General features: G+C 34.5%; 26 protein-coding genes. 9 read left to right on the top strand and 17 right to left on the bottom strand.

The window, feature by feature from the left end; genetic code table 11:
• The 7 genes from C8N46_RS19460 to C8N46_RS19420 all read right to left on the bottom strand — a co-directional run.
• Positions 1-676 (bottom strand): hypothetical protein (locus C8N46_RS19460; protein WP_158269218.1); only part of this gene is annotated, 676 nt, incomplete at its 3' end.
• A 390-nt stretch (positions 677-1,066) separates the two neighbouring features.
• Positions 1,067-2,251 carry a Shedu immune nuclease family protein gene (locus C8N46_RS19455; protein WP_158269217.1) on the bottom strand — a complete coding sequence of 395 codons (1,185 nt, stop codon included), beginning with the start codon at positions 2,249-2,251 and terminating at the stop codon, positions 1,067-1,069.
• 240 nt (positions 2,252-2,491) lie between these two features.
• Entirely contained in the window at positions 2,492-4,057 is a 1,566-nt protein-coding gene (locus C8N46_RS19450; protein ID WP_108116784.1) for a tetratricopeptide repeat protein, read from the bottom strand.
• 184 nt (positions 4,058-4,241) lie between these two features.
• Positions 4,242-4,454 (bottom strand): hypothetical protein, encoded by a 213-nt coding sequence (locus C8N46_RS19445; RefSeq protein WP_108116783.1) that lies wholly within the window; start codon positions 4,452-4,454, stop codon positions 4,242-4,244.
• 282 nt (positions 4,455-4,736) lie between these two features.
• A complete protein-coding gene (locus tag C8N46_RS19435; RefSeq protein ID WP_146169903.1) occupies positions 4,737-6,386 on the bottom strand; it encodes a hypothetical protein in 1,650 nt (549 codons plus the stop codon).
• Between the two features lie 368 nt (positions 6,387-6,754).
• Positions 6,755-6,922 (bottom strand): hypothetical protein, encoded by a 168-nt coding sequence (locus C8N46_RS20715; protein ID WP_158269216.1) that lies wholly within the window; start codon positions 6,920-6,922, stop codon positions 6,755-6,757.
• Positions 6,923-6,963: 41 nt separating this feature from the next.
• A complete protein-coding gene (locus C8N46_RS19420; protein WP_108116778.1) occupies positions 6,964-7,143 on the bottom strand; it encodes a hypothetical protein in 180 nt (59 codons plus the stop codon).
• 163 nt (positions 7,144-7,306) lie between these two features.
• Here C8N46_RS19420 and C8N46_RS19415 point away from each other — a divergent pair, with 163 nt between their 5' ends.
• A complete protein-coding gene (locus tag C8N46_RS19415; RefSeq protein ID WP_108116777.1) occupies positions 7,307-7,723 on the top strand; it encodes a hypothetical protein in 417 nt (138 codons plus the stop codon).
• 5 nt (positions 7,724-7,728) lie between these two features.
• Here C8N46_RS19415 and C8N46_RS19410 read toward each other — a convergent pair whose 3' ends face one another.
• The 3 genes from C8N46_RS19410 to C8N46_RS20710 form a co-directional block, all read right to left on the bottom strand.
• Complete coding sequence (locus tag C8N46_RS19410) at positions 7,729-7,938, bottom strand: hypothetical protein (protein WP_108116776.1); 210 nt, start codon at positions 7,936-7,938, stop codon at positions 7,729-7,731.
• 131 nt (positions 7,939-8,069) lie between these two features.
• Positions 8,070-9,188 (bottom strand): tyrosine-type recombinase/integrase, encoded by a 1,119-nt coding sequence (locus tag C8N46_RS19405; RefSeq protein ID WP_158269215.1) that lies wholly within the window; start codon positions 9,186-9,188, stop codon positions 8,070-8,072.
• Positions 9,163-9,405 carry a hypothetical protein gene (locus C8N46_RS20710; protein ID WP_158269214.1) on the bottom strand — a complete coding sequence of 81 codons (243 nt, stop codon included), beginning with the start codon at positions 9,403-9,405 and terminating at the stop codon, positions 9,163-9,165. The genes C8N46_RS19405 and C8N46_RS20710 overlap by 26 nt, the downstream gene beginning before the upstream one ends.
• A 267-nt stretch (positions 9,406-9,672) precedes the next feature.
• Here C8N46_RS20710 and C8N46_RS19400 point away from each other — a divergent pair, with 267 nt between their 5' ends.
• Positions 9,673-11,019 (top strand): site-specific integrase, encoded by a 1,347-nt coding sequence (locus tag C8N46_RS19400; RefSeq protein WP_108116774.1) that lies wholly within the window; start codon positions 9,673-9,675, stop codon positions 11,017-11,019.
• 41 nt (positions 11,020-11,060) lie between these two features.
• Here C8N46_RS19400 and C8N46_RS19395 read toward each other — a convergent pair whose 3' ends face one another.
• Both C8N46_RS19395 and C8N46_RS19390 read right to left on the bottom strand, forming a co-directional pair.
• Positions 11,061-12,089, bottom strand: coding sequence for a hypothetical protein (locus tag C8N46_RS19395; RefSeq protein ID WP_108116773.1), 1,029 nt, complete (start codon positions 12,087-12,089; stop codon positions 11,061-11,063).
• 4 nt (positions 12,090-12,093) lie between these two features.
• Positions 12,094-12,978, bottom strand: a complete 885-nt coding sequence (locus C8N46_RS19390) for a hypothetical protein (protein WP_108116772.1) — start codon at positions 12,976-12,978, stop codon at positions 12,094-12,096.
• A 290-nt stretch (positions 12,979-13,268) separates the two neighbouring features.
• On the opposite strand from C8N46_RS19390, the gene C8N46_RS19385 reads away from it, so the two are divergent.
• From C8N46_RS19385 to C8N46_RS19375, 3 genes are all read left to right on the top strand, one after another.
• Positions 13,269-13,889: a response regulator transcription factor gene (locus tag C8N46_RS19385; protein WP_108116771.1), complete on the top strand. Its 621-nt coding sequence runs from the start codon at positions 13,269-13,271 to the stop codon at positions 13,887-13,889.
• A 174-nt stretch (positions 13,890-14,063) separates the two neighbouring features.
• Positions 14,064-14,336: a helix-turn-helix domain-containing protein gene (locus tag C8N46_RS19380; protein WP_108116770.1), complete on the top strand. Its 273-nt coding sequence runs from the start codon at positions 14,064-14,066 to the stop codon at positions 14,334-14,336.
• Between the two features lie 11 nt (positions 14,337-14,347).
• The gene (locus tag C8N46_RS19375; protein WP_108116769.1) at positions 14,348-14,584 is read left to right on the top strand and encodes a hypothetical protein; all 237 of its coding nucleotides are present in this window, start codon (positions 14,348-14,350) and stop codon (positions 14,582-14,584) included.
• Positions 14,585-14,865: 281 nt separating this feature from the next.
• On the opposite strand, the gene C8N46_RS19365 is transcribed toward C8N46_RS19375, so the two are convergent.
• On the bottom strand, positions 14,866-15,432 hold the full coding sequence (locus C8N46_RS19365; protein WP_108116767.1) for a hypothetical protein: 567 nt from the start codon (positions 15,430-15,432) through the stop codon (positions 14,866-14,868).
• Between the two features lie 525 nt (positions 15,433-15,957).
• On the opposite strand from C8N46_RS19365, the gene C8N46_RS19360 reads away from it, so the two are divergent.
• From C8N46_RS19360 to C8N46_RS19350, 3 genes are all read left to right on the top strand, one after another.
• Entirely contained in the window at positions 15,958-16,509 is a 552-nt protein-coding gene (locus tag C8N46_RS19360) for a hypothetical protein (RefSeq protein ID WP_108116766.1), read from the top strand.
• 225 nt (positions 16,510-16,734) lie between these two features.
• Positions 16,735-16,992, top strand: coding sequence for a hypothetical protein (locus C8N46_RS19355; RefSeq protein ID WP_146169900.1), 258 nt, complete (start codon positions 16,735-16,737; stop codon positions 16,990-16,992).
• Positions 16,993-17,227: 235 nt separating this feature from the next.
• Positions 17,228-17,935 (top strand): N-6 DNA methylase, encoded by a 708-nt coding sequence (locus tag C8N46_RS19350; protein WP_108116764.1) that lies wholly within the window; start codon positions 17,228-17,230, stop codon positions 17,933-17,935.
• Positions 17,936-17,995: 60 nt separating this feature from the next.
• Here the strand turns inward: C8N46_RS19350 and C8N46_RS19345 are convergent, their stop codons facing one another.
• The 4 genes from C8N46_RS19345 to mobF all read right to left on the bottom strand — a co-directional run bounded on the left by C8N46_RS19345 (position 17,996) and on the right by mobF (position 21,893).
• Positions 17,996-18,340, bottom strand: coding sequence for a type II toxin-antitoxin system RelE/ParE family toxin (locus tag C8N46_RS19345; protein WP_108116763.1), 345 nt, complete (start codon positions 18,338-18,340; stop codon positions 17,996-17,998).
• A gap of 6 nt (positions 18,341-18,346) precedes the next feature.
• Entirely contained in the window at positions 18,347-18,613 is a 267-nt protein-coding gene (locus C8N46_RS19340; protein ID WP_108116762.1) for a CopG family transcriptional regulator, read from the bottom strand.
• Between the two features lie 75 nt (positions 18,614-18,688).
• Positions 18,689-18,949 (bottom strand): hypothetical protein, encoded by a 261-nt coding sequence (locus C8N46_RS19335; RefSeq protein WP_108116761.1) that lies wholly within the window; start codon positions 18,947-18,949, stop codon positions 18,689-18,691.
• 91 nt (positions 18,950-19,040) lie between these two features.
• The gene (gene mobF, locus C8N46_RS19330) at positions 19,041-21,893 is read right to left on the bottom strand and encodes a MobF family relaxase (protein WP_108116760.1); all 2,853 of its coding nucleotides are present in this window, start codon (positions 21,891-21,893) and stop codon (positions 19,041-19,043) included.
• Between the two features lie 176 nt (positions 21,894-22,069).
• On the opposite strand from mobF, the gene C8N46_RS19325 reads away from it, so the two are divergent.
• Complete coding sequence (locus C8N46_RS19325) at positions 22,070-24,484, top strand: type IV secretory system conjugative DNA transfer family protein (protein ID WP_108116759.1); 2,415 nt, start codon at positions 22,070-22,072, stop codon at positions 24,482-24,484.
• Position 24,485 lies beyond the last annotated feature (1 nt).

Below are 24,485 nucleotides of genomic sequence, written 5' to 3'. Positions count from 1 at the left end.
GTCCTGTATAGGCTGCTGCAAGTCCGACAGATTGCGGCTGATAGGATTCAGTGTGACCACCACAACCGCACGATGGCGCGGAGAGTCCGACATAGTGTAAGTTTGCTTCTTCCATATAGATATCGTGTTTTTGTAAGTATGGTAATTCAGATAGGGAATTGATAGTGCCGTCAATGACGTGATAGCCTTGTTTTAGACTGCCACTTTTTTGATTTTTGGGTACAATGACATAGACATGTGTATATAGTTTTGGATAGTAGTCCTCTTGTTTGATGCGCCGCAAGTAGTGTTTAATGCCTAGATTGAGTAGAATCGTGGAAGCGTTGAGTGAAAAGCTTTTACAGTCATTACCCTCAAAGCGTGTTGCCCACATACAATTGGGTGCTTTGAGCCGTTGTAATTCGGTATCTAATTCGTATTGAAAGTGATGGTATAAAAAAGAGTGAATGCGGCGGCACGACTCAGACAGCGAAAAACCTGAAAAAACTGCCTTTGCAATACTAGCCGATTCACTCTTGTGTTTTTTTGCCCAACTAGCAATGGTTTTCATACCATGCGCGGTTGTGCCTTTGCCTAGAAAATCACGACTGCAATTGGATGGCGCGTAGTACTTATCGAAAGCTTCTCCCGAAGCTACCGCGCGTTTTAATGAAGTATTGATATGATTTCTTGACATTGTTGCTGCTTGTTGCAACTTGTTGCGTTTTGTTGCAAACTGTTGCGTTTTGTTGCAGCTAAATTGTCAAGAATTGAAATGTGTGTGGACGGGTTGTGTCGGGTTGGGACGGGTTGGGATTGATAATGATGGATAAATGTAAATTGATTTTGAAAAGTACTTGAAATTTATCTCAATAACGGTAAAAAGTGGAGCAAGATCACTTGCTTTGGTCATTTTTAAAATAAAGTTACTATATGGTCACGATAGCTGGATTGTAAGCGGTGTAAATTTTAGGATTCCATAGGAAAACTCAAAAGAAAGGCACTCTTAAAAGTGCTATGAATGCCTTGTTTTTTTGTGGAATTATTGGGTTATGCAACGGTTACCATTGTTGCCAGTAGTACTTTTTTAAAATGGTAAATCATCATATTCTTCATCCGATTCATTGTTCAGTTCAGATTGTTCATTGTTTTTTCCGTCATTGACAATAAACGTTGCTCTTGCAAAAAGCTCATCATAAGTCAGAATTTCAATATTCCTTGAATTTCTTCTGTAAAGTTCAAATGTCTTTTTCTTTATTAAGTCAGTTTTTGTAGAGCCTGAAAATTGATTTGTATTACCAGTTATTAAAATTGTTTTCGGGTCAAATGTCTTTTGTTTAATTTTATTCCCTACTCCGTCAAACTGTTCTGTTTGTGACTTTATTTCCCATTCTGCTTTTTGAGCAAGGATTTGTGAAACAGCATAGGTCAAATCCTTTGACAATTTCCAGGATTCAGAACGATTTTTGTCTTTTTCGAATAGAGCTGTATCTGGTCTTTTTAACTCAACCAAAACTGTGAAATTTTTATCGGCAAGTAGATAGTCCGATTTCACTTCATTTTTTCCATCAAGGTCAGTTGATGAAACCGAAGCTTCTCTTTGAAGGATGCTTAAAAATCTGTAGTCAAGTCCATATCCGAAAATCCAAGAGTTTTGTTTGAAGAATAATTGCCATTCTGGTTCAGTAACATCCTTTTCAAGTAGTTCACTAAATAACTCCAAACCTTCTTTTCGCCCAGATAGAATATTCAAGTCTTCCTTTGTCAAAACATTATTACGCAAGGTCTCTAAAACAGATTCTCTTTTTTCTTTTTCTAAATCCGATAATTTGTCAACTATATCAGCCAATTCTTTATCGACAAGAACTTTACTTGGGTCAGGTTTAGTTAAGTTTAAAAGTATTTTTCTGTTTGGTAATGTACCTTCTTCAATTACAAAACGTTCTTTGTTTGAAAAATCCAAAAACTTTAAGTCGCTTAAAAATTTTAATAAAGCAGTAAATTCTTCTTGACTAAATGAAAAAGCTGTTTCGTGAATAGGTGTTGTTATTCCTGTTTCTTGATTTTCCGTAAACTTTTGTAAAGTAAATTCTAATAGGTTAGTGTCTTTTATTGAGTAAACAATTGCACTAACTTGATATTTGTTTTCAAAAATTCCAGTTTCTCGTAGTACAATTTCTCCCTTTATTTCAGCAAACTCATTGATGGTTTCCTTTTTGAAAACTTTCTTTACAAATCGTTTTTCATTGGTAAAAATGCTTCTAAATTTCAAATAAGGAAATGATTTACTTACGTAAATCCGAGATGGAATTCGCATCTTGAAGTATTCCAATTCCTTTTTTAAATTTGTTCGCATTCAATTTTGGTATTACTGGCAACGGTTAGTATATGAAAAGTAGGCGATTTAGAAGCACAAAATTTTCGGTTGAGCACAAAGTACGAAATGAGCCAAAAGTCTTGAATTTATTACTGTTTCGCCTATTTTTCATATACATTGTTGTAGTGCGTTTTATTAATATTTTGTTTGAATATGCGTTGGATGTTTAAATTTTCTTAATAATGTAATAAAATCTTGATCTTTTAAATATGGTCTATATACTGGATCATCCAAGTAATCGGCAAGAGGGCAGTTATTTTTTAAAGCTAATTCAGCATTCTTAAGAAACATATTTTTATCTTCTAAGGCGGCATAAATTTCACAGAGCGAGGAATAAGCAAAACCATAATTCGGGTCTATTTCAAGCGCTTTATCTAAATACTTTATCGCTAGACTATACTCTCCTTTTTTGCGCAGAGTAAACCCTAAATTATTGTAAGGAATTTTAAAATTTGGGTTGATTTCAATGGCTTTTTTGTAATCGTCTATTGCTTTATTGTACTCTCCCAAATTATCCCATACTAAACCTCTATTCGAGAAAGCTTCTTCATAATCTTTCTTTAAATCAATCGCTTTATTAAAATCTTTAAAGGCTTTACTAAATTCCTTATTCATTCTGTAGTTTATACCTCTTTGACTATAAGCAAATTCATTTTTTGGCTCTCTTTTAATGACCTCAGTCAAATCAATAATAGCGTCTTTATACATTCGTAACTCGTAAAATACAGTGGCTCTTTCGATGTATGCGTCAACCAAATCATCATCAAATTCTAATGATTTAGTCAATCTTTCAATTTTCTCTTTATGGTTATCGGTTTTACTGGCTCTTTTAAGAAAAAGCCTTGATTGTCGTATCCTATCTTTCCGACTGGTTGGCTCTATTCCTATTTTATCAAATAGTTCTTTGTATTCTCCTTTTTCTACATCTTCATAAGTCAGTATTTTTATATCATTTATAATCTGTAAAAACTCATCCATATTTCTGTAAATCTCCTTAACTCTCCTTAACTCTTTAAATAGTCCTAATGCATTATCAGGTTCTATATCATTTAATTCAGAAGTGAGTTCTTTAGATTTTTCATTCCAAAAGTTTAAGATTTCTTTTTTGAATTTAAAATCAAATACTCTTTTTTCAATAACTACTGGCAATATAGTCTTCGAGAATTTTGTTTCTTTCATATTCTCGATGACCTCAAACATGCAGTTTATTGATTTTAAATATTTTTCACTTATAACAAGTAGCATAAAATCTTGTTCTCTCACAGATTTCATAAACTCTTTTAAGTTTTGAGTATATTTTACATCTCTAATGTCACGGATAAGATTAATACCAATATCAGAAAATAAATCATCAATTTTGTCAGCAGCTTTATTATCACTCCAACTATAGGATATAAATATTTTTGGCTTTTGAGTTTTTGAGGTAATTCCTGAAAAAAGGATTTCGTCAGTCTCTAGGTGTTTTACTCGCTCTTCAATTTTTGAGAGACTATTTTTTATTTTCAGTCTTTCAATGAAAAAATCATCTTCATTTATGATGCTGTATTTGAGATCTTTTTTTAATTGATTTAATAAGCCTGCTTGGAGACGTATAAGAGTGTAGATTTCGAGGCTATCATTTTCAAATTCTTTCTCAAGAATTTTCAATGATACTTCAAGCTCATTTTCATTGATTATTTTTTTTAACTCTTGAAATTTCATTGTTTTGGTTTAATGCACTACAACGTTATGTATATACGGAATTCCTGTTTTTATACTTAATATAGCAAATAACAGGAACTAATATTTAAAAGACTTCCTCTTATTTCCTATAAAAGTAAATTAAAGATTACATATATGCAATGTGGTTTTCCGTAATCACATTAATATTATTCTTCTTTGTTAGCTACTCAATAACCTCAAACCCAAAATAATCAACAACTTTCAAAACTTCATGTGCCAACACTAATTTCTTCTTTTTGGCTTCTTCTACAGATATATTTCGGCATTTAGCAATAGTAGTATTAGTGACTTCTCTAAAATCATATCGCGAAATTCCATACAATAGCCTATGAAGTTCAATTTTCCCTATCGTTTTAATTTGCTCTTTTTTAATCATAACGTTTCGTTTTTCTTGAATTCCAATAATTTCGGTTTTCCTGATGCTTGGTTGTCATATACTTCAATCTTATGATACCGTCCTCGATGTAACTTTGAAAGACGTTCGAACATCTGTTCAGCTAATACCTTATCATCTTTATATTTCCGATCCTCAGCTTGAAAAGAATAGTAGACAGGATTTTGTATGCTTCCTAGTTCAAAGTCCATTAAAAACACCATCCGTAGCCTAGAACAATTCCCGCAGGCATTTCGTGTTTTGCTAGTACACTTACATGATTTTTTAGCACTCATACAACTCAAATTCTTTATGGGTTAATGCATTTAGGATTCTCGGTACTTCCGATACAAAATAGTTCGGGATTCCTCTGTTATGTTCGATATAATGATACACTTGTGGTAGTGTAAATTCGCCTTTGATGTACTTTTTGATTTTCATGCGTACTTTTTCCTCTGCGGTCATGACTCTACGTCTTGCTCCAGCTTTGGTTGCTTTTTGTTGGCGTCTTGTTGCTCTTTGCTCTTGATACTTTTGATATTGTTTAAGCCACTCCACTGTATAGGCAAATCCGCCTTCACGGGCTCGCTTTCGTGTGTTATCGAAGTAGATACAAGGGAAATGTATTTGGTATTCCTTTTTTCGTCTAAAAAAGTGTTTAGCACGGTTTATTCGGTAGATGAGCAGTCCAAACATGTACAACAAGGTTTCCTTTCGTGGAATGCTCCCGTTGGGATTCCGCAAATATTCATCATCGATTTGCACTAAGGCATTGTGCCAGCTTCCGTAATACACCTCTTTGTCTTTCCATATCGGCGCTGCTATTTTCACAAAGAGTTGCAGAAGCAGTTCTCGAAATTCCTCTTTGGATAACACGCCATCGGTGGATTCTCTCTCAAGACGCCTATGCATCTGCTCTGATGCGTAGCTGTAGGTGTCGTAGTGATGTTCGGTCAGTGCTTGTAATAACTCTGGACGGTAGTAAATTTTTCCCCGCAAATACTCTGACAACTCATTTTTGGGAAAATTTTCGCGCGCCCCTAGTTTGCCTGCGTTCTGATTGGAAATTTTTAAGGCTTCATCTTTTGTGGAGTTCTTGTAAGAGTTCCTGTTTTTGCCATCGGCAAAAGAATCAACTTCCGCTTTTCGGGAATGGTTATCAACATTCCCTACTTTTTTTATCTTTTCTTTAGTAAGAGTTCTTGTATCTACACTATATAGCGACAAGTTTTGTGGTATATTTTGGCTAACTTGTTGATTTTCAGTATTGGTGTTTTCCTTATCGCGAAAGACAAAAATCGCTTCGTTGATAAAGTAATTCACAGGCTTTTTTCTCCCACAGGACTCATATTGCTCAAAAACTCCTGCCTTGTACAATCGCTTGATATGATTGAAGATGGTATTTTGACAATACAGTACTCTTGGCACACCCTTTTTTGTAAAGTTAGCCATCTCATAAGAGTTGGTATGTACTTTTGGAAAAGCAACCCTTGCATCACTGGATAAGAGTTGGAGTTGTTTTCTGAGCTTTCTAAGCTGCTGACTATACAGCCATAAAATCACTTCAAAAGTAGTTTCATGCTGTTGTCGCAATGGTAAGTAGGTATCTTTGTAGAGCAATAACATGGAATCGGTATTTAGACGCTCCACAAGTTTATTGTACTCTTTGGTGGAAAGATTGCTGTTTTTAATTCCGCCAGTCTTTTGCTTTTTAAACTTGGATGCGAGCGAATAGGCTTGTGCTTCCAATCCGTGTTCGGCTATAAAAGCAGCTACACGCTTGTTGTATTGCTTCACTTCTTTATTCAGCTTTGAAAGCTTTGCATTAAACTCATTGATATAAATACGATAGCGTTGCATCGTTTCTGCCTTGTCTTCACTTAAAAAGTAAGGACATTTAATATGTGACGGTCTGTACTTAGTGATTAATCGCATTGCGTTTACATTTTATTTGAATCTGATTACAGTAATCAAGGCTTGTTTGTGTGTTGGTGATATGATAGCTTTCAACTTTTGTCAATTGAGATACAATGGTGGAGAGTTGATGTAAGCTTTGCAGCTTCTCATCTAAATTATTCGTCTTTTGTATCGAAATATTGAATTCGAAAACATCTTTATATTTGGCTATATAAACTTCAATTATGGATGATATACTCAAAAAGGAAAGAATGATTACCACCTCACTGCTAGAAAAATTATAGAACGCGACGTTCCTTTTATCCAATAATGCAAACGCATAAGGCTTTTCGATTTGATGTATATACATTCTGATTGCTTTTTAAAAAACCAAAGGCAAAACGAGTTTACCTTTGATTTTGGAATTGATGAAAAACTTCATCTTTCGTGGCTTGTGCTAACTCGTTATCACTTACAATTTCTCCACTATACAATCGACTAAACCCTTTTCGCGTCATGCCATTGGCTAGTTTTCCAAATCCTTTGTAATCTCTTAGTGATGCTGTTATACTCAATCTGATTCTTTTTCTTCGTGCGGTTGCCATATTCTACCTAATTAGGAATTATCACTGTACATGATTAAAATATCTTCCATTGCTTGTTCTATAGTAATCAGTACTTTTTTCTTTCGATTCTTTCTTTGTTTAGGATTGTTTATACCTAACATTTTATACAGCTTTGATTGCTCATCTTCAGATAAAGCTTGAATTACGTTATATGCTGTTACTGCTTTCAAAGAATGTATTCGATGTAAGATTTAACCTATTTTATTGTTCTCTTTTCGTTTTAAAAACTATATTTGTGACTATAAATCACTCATAAAGTAGATTTATTTATTCAAATATAGAACATTTTAGAACAATAAAGAACAATAGTTCTTTAATTTAACATTTTCTTGTATGATAGATTTTAAAGATGCATTAGCCTATTTGCAGAAAAAAGGAGTAACGGCAAGAGAACTCTCCAATTTTTCAGGATTAAGTGCAGGCTCCCTTTTTGCAGTATTAGATGGTACTACACAGAATCCTAGAAAAAAAACAAAAGATGTTGTCATTGACTATGCGAAAAAGTTAATGGGAGATAATAAGGAAAGTTTTGATAATGGTGTCATCTTTAGTAGTGATGTAGATATTCTTGATAAAAAAGATGCGAATTATATAAAGAAATTAGCACTTGAAGTACGAGCAAATGAAGATGCTTTGCTACAGGAACAATCTTTTAAAGATATGATTTACATACAAGCACTCAAAATGGCACTATTAGCCAAAGAAGGTGAGAGTATTAGCATAAAGAAACTCATGGAACTTAACAAATAGAGTTTTCATTCCTCTTCAGTATTGTTTTCAATATGCAATTTGAATGAAACTTTAGAGTCAATTACTTGGATGTAATTTTCTAAAGAAATTACATCACTATCTATTTCATTGAGTAATTCTTGAATCTTTTTTTCATCATTTATCTTGATGCTTTTTTCCAGAGCTTCAAGTTTTTTTAACTCTTGTTCTTTTTTGAATTTTTCGCTTTCTTCCATATTCAACCTAGCAACCAACTATGATTGCTTAATTTTTTTATGAAATCAGCTTGGGGAAGCTTTATATAGAATTTTACGGGAAACCGTAATGCAAAAATAACGTCAATTTTTATGCCATATTGTACAATTACTTAAAATTCTATAGTATAAATATCGCTATAGTCTTCGGGAAGTGTTGCACCAATATCACGCAAGTAGTTTTTCAATCCAGCTAGTGACTTATGTCTAGTGATTGACATGAGTTTAAAAAGGATTTGGTCATGTGGCATACCTGTATCTCTTAGCGATTTGAAAATATTGATAGCTGCTGTATGCCTAAAGGAATACAAGGTATGGTCTGTATCTAATTGTAAAGGCTCTCGAACATTTTTATTAAAACGCTTTCCAAAATGTGTTGATTTATTATCTGCATCAATATCCCATGCCGCAGGATGCCCAAATCGAGTGATTAAAAAATCATTTCTGTCGTATTTTTCAATATCCATCGCACGAATTACATCTTCTAGTTCTTTAATAATTGGAATTGCCGTTTGTGATTCTACTTTTGTTCCAATAAAGATGCGCTTTGAGTCTAAGTCAATATCTTTAATACGAATATTACACACTTCTTTGTTTCTCAGAAAAGCATAGGACATAAATTTTATAAATATTCTTAAATAAGGATCATGAACATCTAAATGTTTTCGAATCGTTTCAATCTGTTTATTTGAAAATGGCTTGTTCTTTTTAGGAGTACTTTTTTTCTTTTCTATTGTCTCAACAATATTATCTGAAATTATTCTTTCTGTTTTTAGTATAGTAAATAGTACTGATAGCGTTGCTCTATAATTGTTTTTTGTTTTAGGCGAAACGGGTTCGAGTTTTAAACCTTGTTCTTTTTCTTTTTTGGTTTGGCGCTTTGTAAGTGTGTTCAGAAAATAAGTAATATGACTTCTTTCAAGTACATTAATGTCTTTATCTAATAAATCATTCTCGTCTAACCATTCAACGAACCTTTTGTAATGACCGTACATAGATTCACCCGATTTTTTAGACCAATCCGATTCCTTTTGTTTTAATGCAAAATCAAGTGCTTTTTTTACAGTCCATTTAGATGTTTTTTTTATGGTCTTAACTACTTTTTCGGTTGTGTCAATTGAACTACGATGCTTTTCTAAACGCGCCTTTGTTTGCTCATTGGTATCATAAGGAGAAAACCCGTCTTTTAATAATTTAAGTAATGCTCTACGATAGGTATTTAAAACTTCCATGCTCAGCTCTAGTTTTAAATCTATTAGCACCTTTGAAGATTGGCTTTTGCTTTTCCATCTTTCCCGTTTCAGGATTTCTATAATAGAAATACACATACCAACGCTTGGAAAGATTTCCTTTAGCATCATATATTTTTGGCTCTGAAAACATTTTTTTTGCCATAGAAATATACTCGTTTACATACTCGTTTGTTAAAAGTTCATCGAATTTAGTCATAAAAAAACGGTTTTCCAAAAGAGGAAAACCGTGTAAATACTGACTTGAAGTCTATTTTATCTTAGTAGCGGGAACTGGACTCGAACCAGTGACCTTCGGGTTATGAGCCTAGCAACCTATGTGTCAAAATATATTAAAACATCTAATTATCAGTTATTTATAAATTTTAAAAGACCAAATTGAATCATATAAAACCGTATAAAATCACAAAATGTTTCACCTATGTTTTACCCATTTTTCGTATCTTTACGAAAAGCATTTATTCCTATGGCATCAGTAAAGATAGTACTTGTAAAGCATAAACAGAAAAAAGATGGCACGATCCCTATCGCAGTTAGAATTATAAAGAACCGTAAACCTAGTTATATTTTCACTGGTGAATATATCCTTGAAAAGGATTGGAACACAGAAGAAAAGTGTGCACGAAAATCACACCCAAACTCTACAAGACTTAATAATCTACTTCAAAAAAAACTTAGTGAAGCCCACGCACAAGTACTAGAATCAGAAGCAAGTAATGACAATCTATCAACCAAGCAAATAAAAAAGAGAATAAAGCGAAGTGGAAATAACACATCCTTTTTTCAATTCGGTGCAGAGCGTATCAAAAATAAATATTTAGCAGGCACCTTCTCTGTCGCTAATGCCGAGCTATCTATTCTTTACAATATCGAAGAGTTTTTGAATTTAAGTAAAACCAAAACCCGCAAAGAAATTATTCAAGACATTAAACAGCGAAGAAAAAATCGAATTTCAAAAGCACGAAAAAATGGACGGAACACACCAGAGGAAATCAAATATTTTTCAAAACTTAAAAAACTCTCATTTGAAGATATAGATACAGCTTTTATAAACAAATACAAAAGTTTTTGTGCGTCTTATTTGAATCAAAAAACAAGAACCATTACCAATCAGCTCATATTTATTCGCACACTCTATAACACAGCCATTAAAGAAAATATTGTTGATCGCAAGCACTACCCTTTTGCGGGAGAGAAAGAAAAAATCCGAATAAGCTCAGGAAATAAAATCGGATTAAGTCGAGAAGAAGTCAGTAAAATTGAAAAGCTCGATTTAGAAAAAAATACATCTATTTGGCATACGAAAAACGTATTTTTATTCTCATACTATTTTGCCGGTGTAAGAATATCAGATGTTTTAGAAATTAAGTGGTCTGATTTTGTTGATGGTCGCCTTTACTATCAAATGAATAAAAATGAAAAGCCTGTAAGCCTTAAAATTCCAGCACAAGCACTTAATATCATCGAAAAATATAAGCCATTTAAAAAATCAAAGAATGATTACGTATTTCCATTTTTGAAAAAAGCGGATCCAAATAGCAAAGAAGATATTTTCAAGAAAACACGCAATGCAACAAAACTGTTCAATAAGTATTTAAAGCGGATTGCCAACTTATGCGAGATTGAGAAGAATTTATCAAATCATATCGCTAGGCATACATTTGGAAATATTGCTGGAGATAGAATAAATCCATTAATGCTTCAAAAACTATATAGACACTCAAATTTAAAGACTACCATTGGATATCAAGCCAATTTTATTCATAAAGAAGCTGATGACGCATTGGAAGAAGTATTAAAAACTAGTCCTTGAATTGATAAATAAAAATGATTTTTTCTAAAAACACCCAAAATTTAGCCAATCTCACAAAGTTGTGGACCAAACAAAAATTTTAGACTATCTGGCATATTAACTGACCATTCACTTTTAGTTGCTTTAAACTCTTTCATATCTACTTTTCTAAGTATAACAACCGTTTTCTCATCAATTATTTTCTGTTTGTAGTCAGTTAAGTTATCTTTATGGGGTCGTCCATGTAAATACATACGACTATCAGGAAAATCAGAATGGTTATGGCAATTGCTTAAAAAAATTCCACCGATAGCTTTGCTAATGGTTTTTGCAACCTTGTCCATCGTCCCAAACTCTTCTAGATATGTAGGTACAACAAGAAAGTCAATCAATCCATTTTGCCTTGCTATTGAGCATGCACTAGAAAAGTCAGCAATCTCGAGGCATATTAAAAAAGCTATTCCTATACCGAAAGCATTAGTGAAATAGATTTTTCTTACGGATGGTGTGAATAATTTTTCCCCTACTCCAGTAGCACTTATATTCTTGTAAAATTTTCTGTAGTCTAAGTTCTTTGCATCCAATCCTGGATAAAAAATATAACCAGTATTTAAAAACGATTCTTTGCTGTGATTTGAACCTGCTACTATTAAGCATTTATAGTCATTAGCAACACCCCTTGCAAAATCTATAGCAGCGTCTCTTACCTCACCAGACTCATTAAGAGGCATACCAAGTTCATTAATACATATAATATGGGCTTTAAATACTTCTACTGCATGTAGTAAAGCTTCTTTAAACTGTTTAAGGAGGTAATCTGAAAAGTTCTTGTTATAGACACAAATTGCTTGATCTAAAGGATACTTTTCACCATTTGTATTAATCTCCATTACATTCTCAATATCTGGAAGAGAAATACCGACAAAATTAATTTCTTCTGGTCTTTCGTAGAGCTGATCAAAATAAGGAATATGAAGCCTTTGGAGCTTACAAATCTTTTCTGAACTGTAAACAAATGGGTTTTTCCCTTGTGAAAATTCTAACTTCTTTTGTACACTTTCGTTTTTTTGTTCTAGGTAGTTTTTTTCCAAATCTTTAAATTTCTTTAGCGTAAAATCTAGCTAACTTTAATGAAGAAACATTAGCTAAATTACCTTCTGCACTATCATCAGAGCCAAGTCCGAATGCCATGATACCATTTTCATTAACGTTAATATTATACAAAACATTACTATTTTTTGCATAGTCATCTTCATCAACAATATTAGAAGAACTTTTAACCCAATAATTTTTATTATTGCTTATCTCAAAAATATTTTCGCCTTTATTGAATAAATTTTTATAATACCCTTTAATAATATTCTCTGCAGTTGATTTTTTAGTGAATAATTCTTTTAATTGTAAATCAAGATCGTCGAACAAATCTAAATATTTCCCTAACTGTTTGTCTCTAACTCCAAAAGTAAGAACTGTGAAATCTCCGACATATTTGGATTTCTGATTAAATGAATCCTCTAGGGTTTTCGAAAAAAGATTATGAGTTATGCTACAATAAGCATTTGCAATTTGTTCATATTTCTCTTTAATATTACTGAGCTTAGAATCATTTAGAGAAACAGGCTCTAATAACGATACTCTAGTCCAGTTTTTTGTAGAAGAATCCTTATAACAAACAGCAATGGTCGTTCGGATATTAAATGTATAGGTTTCCCACTTGGCACTAATAACAGGATAATCAACCACATACGCTGTTTTTCCTTCTTCAAGCATTCTTGTAAGATTTTTTTGATGCTTTGGTGTTTTAACAGTAACATTTTGATCTCCTAAAATCTCTTCAGCTTTTAAAAGGTATTGTTTGGAAATACTATCCCATTCATCTTCAATCTTACTTGCCAAAACTTTAGCTTTAGATTTTGATATATTTTTTACAGGTAAACAAAACTCTGCTTTTCTTAATACGGGATAACTAAGATTATTCATAAAGTATGAGCCTTTTCTTATCTTTAATTAAACTTTTTTATTATACTTTAATCAAATGAATTTATCTAAATCTGGGCAATTAATCTATATAAAAAATCTTCAAATAATACTATGTAATACTCGAAGATTTCAATTATTTTTATAAAATAAATTTAAGAATAAAATTCTTACCTATGATAATGTTTTTACATTGATTACTCAAAGATATATCATGAGTAATCCAAATCTTAGAGTTAAAATACGTATATTTAAAAATATTTTTATTTAGTCAAAAATAACTAGTATTTTTTATGATAAACGTTTTAGCAGTAGATGACCATGAAATTGTAATTTCTGGACTTACCTATATTCTTGATAAAAGTAGCAATATTAAATTAATTGACGGTTTTAAGAATGGTCAAGATGCTTTAGATCAATTAAAATCTAGATCAATAGACATTGTTATCCTTGATGTGAATATGCCTATTTTAGATGGAATTTCTTTGGCAAAATTAATTAGAAAAGATCACCCCTTAGTTAAAATCATTTTTTTTACCAACTCCTCTGAATTGCAAATAGTTAGAGAAGCGATGCACATCAATGCAGAAGGATATATACTAAAAAGCGATTCAAATGAGGAGATTATTAAAGCAATTGAACATGTGCATAAAGGGTATGATTATTACTCATTTAGTACGGTAAAAAATATATTTTCAAATTTAAGTAAACCCAGAAGCGTAATCAAATTAAGTAAAAGGCAAAAAGAGGTACTTGAATTAATTGCAAAAGGCCTTACAAGCAAACAAATTGCCCAAAAATTACATCTTTCCGTAAGCACGGTAAACACTCACAGAAATAATCTAATTAATATTACAGGCACACAAAATAGCCAATCTTTAATTAATTTTGCTAAAGAAAACAATTTGATATAAAAATTGTTTTTAAAAGTTGATACCTATTAAACTAAAGAGCAAAAATGTAATATTGTTGAAAAATTACTTTCTGTTTTTAGTGAAATTACATTTACACATAACAGATTTTCTTAATTACGGTGAATGTATTTTAAAAATCGACGTAGACCTCTAAATTTTTTTTATCTTTAAGTTATGGAAGTAATCTGTCTTGAAGACAAAGCATTTTATGCACTGGTTGAAGAAGTAGTTGATCGGATCAAAGAACAGTCCCCTACTCCACATTTGGATCGGTGGATCTCTGGTGATGAAGCGATGCAGATGTTACGTATCACTTCAAAAACAACCCTTAGCGTACTGAGGAATAATGGGAAAATACGTTACTCGCAACCTCAAAGAAAAATCATTCTCTATGACCGTTTATCTATCGAAGAGTATTTAGAGAAAAATGCTAAAGACACCTTTTAAATTCAATACACATGGAAAACCAAGAGTTAACCCCGCAATATCAAAAAGGCTTTAATACTGGATACATCTTACGAGAACATAAACCAGAATTAGCCCTAAGCCTTAGCCAAACAAAATTTCCCACCAAAGATAAAGATTACGGCAACGGTCTTAAAGATGGGATCAAGCAGCGAGATCTAGAGCTTGTCAGAGGTAAAGAGCACATAAAAGAAGCTACCAAAAATAAGAGACTAGATAGAGGTCGTTAAAAATCTGCTTATTTTTTGTTTTCAACAGCAAAGCAATTTTTTGCCCGTATAAAGCCTCTAGAGACGTTTTGTCATTTTTCCCCTTACACTCTCCATCTTTTACTCTACAATGCCCCCTGCCCTGCTTATTTTTAAATTGAAGCAATAGTTGATCCTCTATCTTTCCTGTAAACACACATAATCGTTACCAATTAAAAAAATAGTGCATGTTATTCCATAGATTTTTGTTTCCTTGAACTTGCAAGGAAGTTTTAACAGCCAATGATCGATTTTGATAGGTTTCAACAAGCTGATTTTTGCATAGTCCTTCGAAATCTATCCAACCTTTTCTCCAATTCTACATCTTTTATATAAGAATCTTTAAGTAATGTATTAGTGTCGGACCTATGAGTCCTGTCTTGATTTCTGCGGTTTTTGTCGTTTTTCTTTAGTGTTGGACGCAATAGGTCAAAGGCAAGAAAGATTTTAATTCCTGTAATGGCGCCAATACGATTTTTTGTGTAATTATAGGTTAAGTACCCTTCCCTAGCCGCATCTTTTAAATATCGGCGCACTTGTCGTATCGACCGTCCAATATGTTTGCCTAGAACACCTTGTGTTGTTCTTAGATCCCTGCCCTTTCCTGCCCAACCTACAAGCAGCGCAAGTAAGCACCGTGTTCCGGGCATCAATCTAGCGTCTTTTACAAAGCTCTGCTTTAGTGGCAGCACATATGTGCCCTTATCTTCTGGCTTTTGATAAAAATATCTTTTGGGAACGCAAGCCCCCTGCCCTAACTCTTGTTGTAATGGCGAAGGCATTTGCGCCATAAGATTACTCAACATGTTACTACGACATATGTGCTTCATTTTGTTTTTAAGCAAAGGGGTTAAAAACTGTGGAAAAGGGCACAGAAAAGCATTGCAAAGTCATAAATGACTTGCACTCGATTCGCCTATTAGATACCATCAAATTGCTAGTTTAGATGTGTATCACTCTGAATTTTAAAACCGTCGCTTTTGCGGCGGTTTTTTCTTTTCCGTTTATTAAAAGCCCTTATAGCTTCTCCTTTGAGGGTGTGGTTTTGAAAGAAAATGATTCCTAGACAGGGAATCGGAACTGCCTAACGTTAGCAAAAGTTAGGTCTTAACTCAACTTAACGTAAACCATACGTTAGGAAAATTCTGCTAACATATTGAAAACAAAGAAGCATTTTTTGCCTAACGTAGGCATGCCATACGCTTTTTAACGCTTTGATACGTTTGGTTTTGTCTTGAAAAACGGTTTTTAACGTTAAAAAACGAAAGTGTATATTGTCGTATTATCCTGTACAAAAAGTGTTTGGTTTTGTATTATATCGTTAACTATTTAACGTTTATTACAGGAGCTTGTATATGTTCTTATCACCTACAGAAGCGCTCAAACAATTTAATGTTAGCAAACCTACACTCTATGCTGATATGAAGGCAGGCAAGCTATCTTACAAATTGGACGACCGTAAAAAGCGTAAAATCAATGTGGCTGAACTTGATAGAATTTATGAAAAAAAAGAAACTTCTCAGTCAATAAATGAGACGTTACAAAACGTTCAAAAAAGCTCCGCTCAGACTTTTTCTAACGCCTCACTTGCTGAGAAAGAAGTAGAGATTGAATATTTAAAAAAAATCATCGAGCAATATGAGAGTGAAAATGAGCACCTACGATCCTCACTTGAAAAGTCTCAAGACGGCCATAACAGAGCTACGTTACTGCTTGAAGATAAGACAACCGGAGCAGGGGGCTTGGAAAAAGGTTTGCGGGCTTTAGAGGCTAGAATCGCCAATCAAGAAAAAACGGAAAAAGAGCGCAAACAACGTGAGGCTAAGATTTTAAAACGAAATAAACTGCTTCGAGAAAAACTAGCACAAGAGCGCAATAAAAAATGGTATCAAAATATATTTGCCTAATCGTTTGGGAGCAGGGGGCCTTTTAAGCACATCATATCCCTTATAGCAAATAATACAGTGGTACTCCATTTGTCTTTTTTTGCTTGCGCTTTCACATTGCTTCTTTTTTAACACCATGAAATGTGTGCGAATTAAAAATTGTATGGATACATAAGTCAATAACGCAGTCCCTTCGGGATTACTGCATTGAATTTTTGATTAAAATAAAAAATTCTAATGCCTGCTATGACTTCTCCATCCACACAATTTCATGTGCACTTTGTCATTTCACAATTAAAAAAGGAGATAACAATGACAGAACAAACACAAAAAAAGACCCCAGATTTCAACGTATATTATGTACCTGAACAATCAGAGGCGCGTTGGATTAAAGTCGGTGCTGCTTGGAATAATCAAGACGGGCAGGGGGCTAATATCCAGATGGATAGCCTTCCATTTAATTTTAATGGTAAGTTGGTACTTCGTGCCATTAAAACTTCATAAATAAAGTACAAAATCTTAAAACCTTAAAAGGAGCTCCCCCAGCTCCTTTTTCCTTTTTGCAAAAGAAATTAAAGGGCTAAGGGCTTCGCCCTCGCGCAGTCAAACCGTATCCCCAATCTTCCGCACTTCGCTTGTGCAGATCGGGTGATCCCCCTCAATTTGACTTTGCTACCCCATTTCTCGGCGAAACACCAAGGGTTGCAGGCGCAACCCCATTACAAAGAAGGTAAAAAAAATGACCAATCACTTTAATGAAATGTCTAAGCTACTGGCTTCACTTGGAAGAAAACACAATCTCTCAACTGTATTTAATGACTTTTTAACCTTAGGAATTTGTAGCTATCACAGAACCAACATTCAAACCCGACTGCAAGAGGTAGATACTGCAAACGAAAAACTCTATTTACAGACACTAAAAAAATATGACAAAAACGAAATTTCTATTTTCCCTAAAATACTTGGTGAGCTACAATTGCAAGTGTATAAACATCCATATTCTGATATTTTGGGTGAATATTTTACCGAGCATATCACCCGTGGCGAGAATGGACAATTTTTTACCCCTACACCTATTTGTGAACTTTTAGCTAAATTAAGCGTAGAGAAACAAACTGTAACTCATAAAAGCATTCTTGACCCAGCTTGCGGCTCCGCACGCATGTTACTTCGTTTTGCTAAAGACAACCCCAAGAATGACTTCTATGGCGCAGATGTATCAAACACGTGTGCTAAGATGTCCACCATGAACTTCTTTCTCAATGGACTTAGAGGTGAAGTCGCTTGGATGAACACCTTATCTATGCAGTGGTACGGCGGGTGGCATATCAACACAAATGGAATAGGGATTATTCCTATTGAAAAAGAAGATTCTAAAATATGGTCAAATCCATTATCCCCAAAGTCAGATGAACCTGAAATGGGACAGCAATTGACTTTCTTTTGACCCAAAATTATTTTTTATTTTCAACAGCAAGCCTGATATATTTTACAGATTTCGCGAGTGTTAATGCTTTTTTTCTAAGTCTTCTATTTCTTTAATCAGCATATAGGACATACTATGTATGATATTTTCAATATTTCTTCTACCATGCAGGATGGTAGCAATTATGACCCCATTATCAATCGTTTTATAAATAACAAAATGGCGTCCAGCCGGTGCCATTAAAAAAGGGAAAGACCGTGCTTGTCTTAGCACTCCTATATTTGGATTTTCTGAAATATACTTAAAACTCTCATAAAGATTTTTCATGTAGATTTCAGTTTGAGCCAACCCCCATTTTTCCATGGAGAAGGCTTCAATCTCAGACAAATCTGCTAAAGTTCTACGGGTAAGATAAAATTTTGACATTTAGGTTTATTGCCAGTTTTCAGACTGCTTTTTTAGAAACAATTCTTTATCCTTCTTCCAATCCCCTGTCGATTCCATATAGCGACCTTCTTTTATATCGGTAAAACCATCTATAACCGCAGTATAAACCTGTGAAAACTCACTCTCCATATCTTTACGGATCAATGAGCGTATATATTCACTTGGCGTTTCAAATATAGAATCCTGCCCAACCATTCTGCTAACGTGATCAGCTAAAGGTTTTGGCAATCGAGCATTTATACGATCTGACATTGTTATCCTTTTAAATTAAAAAACTATACTTCAAATATAACACATGTCGCAATAAATGTCAAGAATGTCGCCAAATTATACGGCTTCAGTTTCAATTTCTATGGCTTTGATAAAAATATCTTGATCATCGCCATACGCATCGTTGGCACTTTCTTTGATCCATGTGACTTTTTGCATCCCTAAGTAATCTAAAAGCAGGGGTAAGTTTCTCCCTGTTATAAAAATGGTTTGCTGCATGGTTTTAATGTAAATGCCTTTACTGGGAATATATTCAATAACTGGTTGCAATGAATACGGCAAAAATAGTACATGTCCATCTTTTTTAATCAGTTTCAAACTCGGTATAAAAGCAGACGTTAGATCAACTTTAAAATACTTGCTCTCTGTAACTGAGGATCTGTTTTCATTAGCAGGGGGATTATTATTTTTATCGTTCGAGCCCGAAGCCTCTACGCCCCATTTCTTTCTCAGTTCGTCGCTGTTCATAATTGGATTTTAAATGTTCTAAAGATGGTTTTACTCTTGAATCGTAAAAATCACGCACGCGCCTTAAATACGCCTGTTTTTGGATTTCTTGATCTCTTTGGGGTGCTTGTTTTGATAAATCAGCCACTTCTTTGGCCGTCATCCGATCTCCCGACCGGGCTATGGCTTGACGTAAAGCCAATTTATCATCTGTGAAGATTTTACATTGCTCACGTGCTCTAGAAACACTCACATACAGCTGTTTATCATTGCTAGCTGCTAATGAATCTGAGCTTTGTGCAATGAGCACCGTTTTTGCATCTTGCCCTTGACTTTGATGTGACGTACTGACAAAGCCATGTGTATAGTGCATAGCATCTTTGGCAAGCACTTGATTATTGGAGAGCTTGATGTTTCCCTCCGGATCAAAGCCTCTTATATGGTAGGTCTGACCGTTAAAAAGTTCATGCCCTGTGATACTTTTGGTGTTTTTTGTAATGCGTATTTTATCATTTTCAGCGATATGGATTGGTTCTGGCTCGTAAACACTGAACGTGTTTTCTCGATCTGGGGGCAGGGGGCTTGGCTTTTTATCTAGATCAGATTGTACTAGCACATGCCCTTTTTCATCTATTTGCTGCACAACATATCTCAATCCCGCTTTAAATCCTGGTATGTTTTGATGAAATTCAACCACATCATTTTTAGCATAGTTTTGATATAGCTGCTTTTCCGCATTGGTGAACTGTTTATTTTGCAGTCTGGTATAGGTTCGATCTTCCTCACCTATTCTTCCCTGTTCTTTCAAAGTAGCTCGAATGCTCTGGGTAATTTCTTTCCCTTCATAATGCGTGGGAGCAATCACAAGCACATCATGAGAGACTTCATTTAACGCATTTGCGTATTGTTGTGCTATGAGCTCTTGGCGCTTTTCTCGCTCGCTCACTTCAATGATATTTCCATTCTTATCAAGCTGGTCATACGCTTTGACAACTTCCTTTTGTCTTTTGTCAGGCTTATTTTTAAATCCAATTCCTTTGGCTAGTTGTGCAATGATTTCTTTGTGTTTTTCTGCACGTCTTTGACGTACAATCTCTTTTACCCGTGCTACGGGTAACTTTGACTGTGTTTCTAGAATTTTAAGCGCATCGCCTGCTTCAACCGAAGAATGCTGCTTGTAATCGCCACTGAGAATTAGCCGTGCATTTTGATCTTTTGCAATATCAAAAAGCTTGTTCATTGTTGGCACGCCAACAAGTCCAGCCTCATCTACTAAAAACACATTATCTTTAAGCTGCTCTTGTAATTTTGGGCTTTGCAATAGCTTTGCTATTGTCTGTGCACCTTCAAATCCTTTTTGGCACAAAACACCACGAGAAGCTTCGGAGGAGGGGGCAAAAGCAAATAATTTTTTGCCGCTTTGCTCTACGCCTCGTTTTACTTCACTCATAAGGGTTGATTTTCCAACACCTGCATCACCAGAGACGATCATTATCTGATCTTCGGAGCCTAACACATGACAAATAGCAGTTTTTTGCCCCAGATTTAAAAGCTCATTTTGTATTTGATATTCAGGATTTAATGCTGGCCTAGTTGCCTTGCCGGCAACAGCTTTTTCAATTAATTGCTCTTCTGCGCGGAGCATTTCTCTGGTGGTCACATATGATACCGTTCGGTATTCTGCTTTGATAAGATCATTCCTTAGCGCAAAAGCTTCCATAATTTTCTCAGGCGCAACAAGCCCAGAAGCAAGATCAATGGCATACGCCAAAAGTCTTTTTTCGGAAATACTGGAATTGCGTTCTAAAAAATGCGCCAAAGACATATCAAGCGCTTTTTGAGCAGTTAATTCACGAGCAGTGCCGCCGCTTGAATTAGCATCTCCACCATCCTTAGAATTTGTTTTTGCATGTAAAATTGCATGATATTCACTCAGGCTCAGACGAGCCTTCCAAATATTTTGCAAGCTGGCATCTGCCACGCTGCTATTTTTATCATTACGAGTTAATCGCCCAAGGCGTGCCTTCGCTTGTGCTGATTTTATACCACGCTCTTTAGCCACTTTTTCAATTTGCAGAGTGCGACCAGAAAATTTTTCAATCAATTCACGTGAGATTCCAGCAATTTCCCAACGCTTACCAATGCGCTCAATACCAAAACCTACCGATTTTAAATTTTCAGCCAAATACCCATGATATAATGCCTCATAATAAGGTCCTGCTGATTTCACATTACCCAGCTCAATAGCTCGATAACGATCTTGTTCTTGAGAGTAAGTGGCATTAATCATGGCGCAATGTGAATGCAAATGCACATCAGGCACATATATTTTGCCGCTGTCTGTTTTTTGTTTAAGCGGCCTAGAAGTATCATGCACAAACTCCGCCCATATACCGTTTCCAGTGGTTACATAGTGTTTGCCCTTGCCGCTACCCATTTGGGTTTGAATATGACGCTCCACTTCTGCCATTGCCTTTGCAACGGCATTTTGATGCGCTTCAAGCACATCTATATCTTTGGTAATACCATAAATCAATGAAACGGATTTTGGCGCGTTAAAGGTGAAATCATACATCGCTCTGCGATTGGCAGAATTTCTAGCAGTCAGCCTATCGCCTGTATGCGGGTTCACATTAAACAACAAAGCTTCAAAATCACGAGGATTAATTTCTCCTCTTAGTTGTAATGCCATCGCTACTTTTCCATGCCATTTTCCAATAATGGTATGCTCACAATAGTAGTCTGCCTGCGCGAGATTTTCACGAAAGTAACGCAGGGCTCCATGAGCAGATGAGCTAGGCATAATGGACAGCATAAATGACGTATTTTTCTAAAGAGGTTATTTAATTAAATTTGGTTATAGACATCTCGTCTTATGAGGCTAAGACCGTATTTTTTAAATGTAAGATTATTTTTCAAACAATGCAATTTATAGTTGTCTTTTTTTTGAAAGAATAAACAACTATATTTGATAGTCTAAAACCTATAATAATGTTTAAAACTATCCTGCGCTACGTCCTTATCGGAATTTTAGTTTATTATTTCAGAGGCTTTTTTGAAACCATATTACCTATACCTACTGAGAATATGGTAGATGGAACTTTAAACCTAGAAGTAAAATCAGATAGAAATTTATTCCACCTACTACGCTTTGTCGTATGGATGTTTGTTACTGATCTTGTCATACGATATGCAAGACCATTCTTTAGCTTTGCTGCACCGGCAGCGAGAAGATATTCTGTAACCAAACCTTTTAGAAGGATACAAGGGGTTTTTGGTGAGCTCTTTTTACTATTTATAATTTTCTTAATCCCTACATTATTTGGTTTTATTTATTCAATACCAAAATCATATAGTGAAAAAAAAGATGAAACTATTTTCAATATCAAATACAAGTATGCTGAAGAACTCGCAATTCGCGATAAGCAAAAAGTAGCTAACAAAGTATATGAAATCGCCAAAGAAACTAATGAATGGTTGTCATATCAAGCTAGGAACGTAAGATATAATCAAGTCATTAACATACCTGTGAAACATTGGCTTCCTTCATCTAGAGGAGAAAACTTAAGTTTTGCTGGTAGAGATATAAATTATCTAGAATATGATGCAGATGACGAAACTCTCGTTAAAGTCTATTTTGATGATAACTTAAATTTATATAATGCACATACAGCAGAATATTATAAAAATCAAAAAAAAATCTATGATGAACAAGTTGAACTTTATAACGAGTTTATAGAAAACTTTGATACTAAAGTCTTGTTTGATTATTATGGAACATATGAAGTTGAAAATAATGAAAATGTAAAAAAAGCATTAGAAGAAGTTGAATCAAAAGTATGGGAAGAAGTTAAAAGCAACCCCTTTCCTTTACTTTTTGCAGCAGCTAACAGGACAAAATATCTAGCTTTGATTATTGCTTTGGCTATTTATCTTTTATCGTATTTTTCAACCAAAGATGAATTTTCTAGAAACTTTGAGAAAATAATTCGTGTCGTTGATCAAAGCCGCTTTGGACTTGGAGGATCTGCAAGATTTGCAGGACTTATCGAAGAATGGAGCTCACTTTATAAAAATCAGAAATACAGCCTTTTTTTAGGCAAGTCATTATACAATCCCTTTTTAATTATTGGTTCAGAAGACCCTAGACATATGCTAACTATTGCTGGAACCAGAGGAGGGAAGGGCACAACAGCTATCATACCTAATCTACTACTTTGGGAGGGCTCTGCTTTGGTTATCGATCCAAAAGGAACAAATGCTGCCGTTACAGCTCGAAGACGAGAGGAAATGGGACAGGATGTCTATTTAGTTGATCCTTTTAATATTGTCAACAAAGATAAAACAGATGCCTTTAATCCATTAGCATTTCTTGATCCCAATGCGCCAGATATACGTGAAAAGATTAATCTCATTGCCGAGGCTCTGGTCGTACCCGATCCAGAACCAAAAGAAAAACATTGGGATGATGGGGCAAGAACTATTATTGCAGGGCTCATCGGTCACATTATCAGCTCTGATAAATTTAAAGACCCTAAATTATCAACCATTCGGGAATTATTATCACTAGCACCTGACGATCAAAAGGAGCTTTGGATTGATATGATGATGAATGAAGGGGCAGGGCGCCTACCGATCGATACTGCTGCAAGAGTACTAAGGGGAATCTCTACAAGTGAAATGTCAAGTATCCTCTCAAATGCAGACAAACATACCGAATGGCTTTCAAGTCCCGTTATTCAAAAAGCTTTAAATGAATCTACATTTGATTTTAAAGAATTAAAAGAAAATCCAACCACTATTTATCTCATCTTACCGCCAGAATTATTAGAAACGCATAACAGATTTATACGCCTTTTCATTAATCTCGTATTAGCACAGATATCTATTGGTGGTAAATCTAAAACCCCAATCCTTATGATAATGGATGAGTTTACCTCACTTGGAAGAATGAAAGAGGTCGAAAAAGCTTTTGGATTACTGGCTAGTTATAATTTAGTAATGTGGCCATTTATTCAAGATTTAGGAACATTAAAAGATATTTACAAAGGAAACACCAATACCTTTATTAATAACAGCCGGGCGGTACAGGTTTTTGCTGTTTCTCATGGAGAGACTACTAAATTTATAAGTGAAAAACTAGGAGACAGAAGATTAAAATCATATGCTAGAGGCTCAAAAGGTAATGATGCCGCTAGATTAAGAACAGAGAGTGAAGTCGCGTTAGACATATCGGCCGAAAGTAACCGGCAATATATTTTAAGGGCTGGAAAACCACCTCTTTTATTGGAAAAAGTACCATATTATAAAGATAATCTCAATGAAGTAATTGCTAAAGTTTACACTAAAGTTTTTGCCTCACGTTTTCAGGGGATGTACGATAAGGATCCTGATTACAAATCTTAGA

Origin of the sequence: Kordia periserrulae (assembly GCF_003054265.1) — a bacterium.
Lineage (GTDB): Bacteria > Bacteroidota > Bacteroidia > Flavobacteriales > Flavobacteriaceae > Kordia > Kordia periserrulae.
Note: the sequence above shows the minus strand (reverse complement) of the source record. Positions and strands in the feature narration are given on the sequence as shown.

Excerpts from the sequence above, each read along its gene's own strand:
- C8N46_RS19450 (WP_108116784.1), bottom strand. The coding sequence starts at position 4,057 with ATGAAATTTCAAGAGTTAAAAAAAATAATCAATGAAAATGAGCTTGAA.
- C8N46_RS19445 (WP_108116783.1), bottom strand. The coding sequence starts at position 4,454 with ATGATTAAAAAAGAGCAAATTAAAACGATAGGGAAAATTGAACTTCAT.
- C8N46_RS19435 (WP_146169903.1), bottom strand. The coding sequence starts at position 6,386 with ATGCGATTAATCACTAAGTACAGACCGTCACATATTAAATGTCCTTAC.
- C8N46_RS19415 (WP_108116777.1), top strand. The coding sequence starts at position 7,307 with ATGATAGATTTTAAAGATGCATTAGCCTATTTGCAGAAAAAAGGAGTA.
- C8N46_RS19410 (WP_108116776.1), bottom strand. The coding sequence starts at position 7,938 with ATGGAAGAAAGCGAAAAATTCAAAAAAGAACAAGAGTTAAAAAAACTT.
- C8N46_RS19405 (WP_158269215.1), bottom strand. The coding sequence starts at position 9,188 with ATGGAAGTTTTAAATACCTATCGTAGAGCATTACTTAAATTATTAAAA.
- C8N46_RS20710 (WP_158269214.1), bottom strand. The coding sequence starts at position 9,405 with ATGACTAAATTCGATGAACTTTTAACAAACGAGTATGTAAACGAGTAT.
- C8N46_RS19400 (WP_108116774.1), top strand. The coding sequence starts at position 9,673 with ATGGCATCAGTAAAGATAGTACTTGTAAAGCATAAACAGAAAAAAGAT.
- C8N46_RS19390 (WP_108116772.1), bottom strand. The coding sequence starts at position 12,978 with ATGAATAATCTTAGTTATCCCGTATTAAGAAAAGCAGAGTTTTGTTTA.
- C8N46_RS19385 (WP_108116771.1), top strand. The coding sequence starts at position 13,269 with ATGATAAACGTTTTAGCAGTAGATGACCATGAAATTGTAATTTCTGGA.
- C8N46_RS19380 (WP_108116770.1), top strand. The coding sequence starts at position 14,064 with ATGGAAGTAATCTGTCTTGAAGACAAAGCATTTTATGCACTGGTTGAA.
- C8N46_RS19375 (WP_108116769.1), top strand. The coding sequence starts at position 14,348 with ATGGAAAACCAAGAGTTAACCCCGCAATATCAAAAAGGCTTTAATACT.
- C8N46_RS19365 (WP_108116767.1), bottom strand. The coding sequence starts at position 15,432 with ATGAAGCACATATGTCGTAGTAACATGTTGAGTAATCTTATGGCGCAA.
- C8N46_RS19360 (WP_108116766.1), top strand. The coding sequence starts at position 15,958 with ATGTTCTTATCACCTACAGAAGCGCTCAAACAATTTAATGTTAGCAAA.
- C8N46_RS19355 (WP_146169900.1), top strand. The coding sequence starts at position 16,735 with ATGACTTCTCCATCCACACAATTTCATGTGCACTTTGTCATTTCACAA.
- C8N46_RS19350 (WP_108116764.1), top strand. The coding sequence starts at position 17,228 with ATGACCAATCACTTTAATGAAATGTCTAAGCTACTGGCTTCACTTGGA.
- C8N46_RS19345 (WP_108116763.1), bottom strand. The coding sequence starts at position 18,340 with ATGTCAAAATTTTATCTTACCCGTAGAACTTTAGCAGATTTGTCTGAG.
- C8N46_RS19340 (WP_108116762.1), bottom strand. The coding sequence starts at position 18,613 with ATGTCAGATCGTATAAATGCTCGATTGCCAAAACCTTTAGCTGATCAC.
- mobF (WP_108116760.1), bottom strand. The coding sequence starts at position 21,893 with ATGCTGTCCATTATGCCTAGCTCATCTGCTCATGGAGCCCTGCGTTAC.
- C8N46_RS19325 (WP_108116759.1), top strand. The coding sequence starts at position 22,070 with ATGTTTAAAACTATCCTGCGCTACGTCCTTATCGGAATTTTAGTTTAT.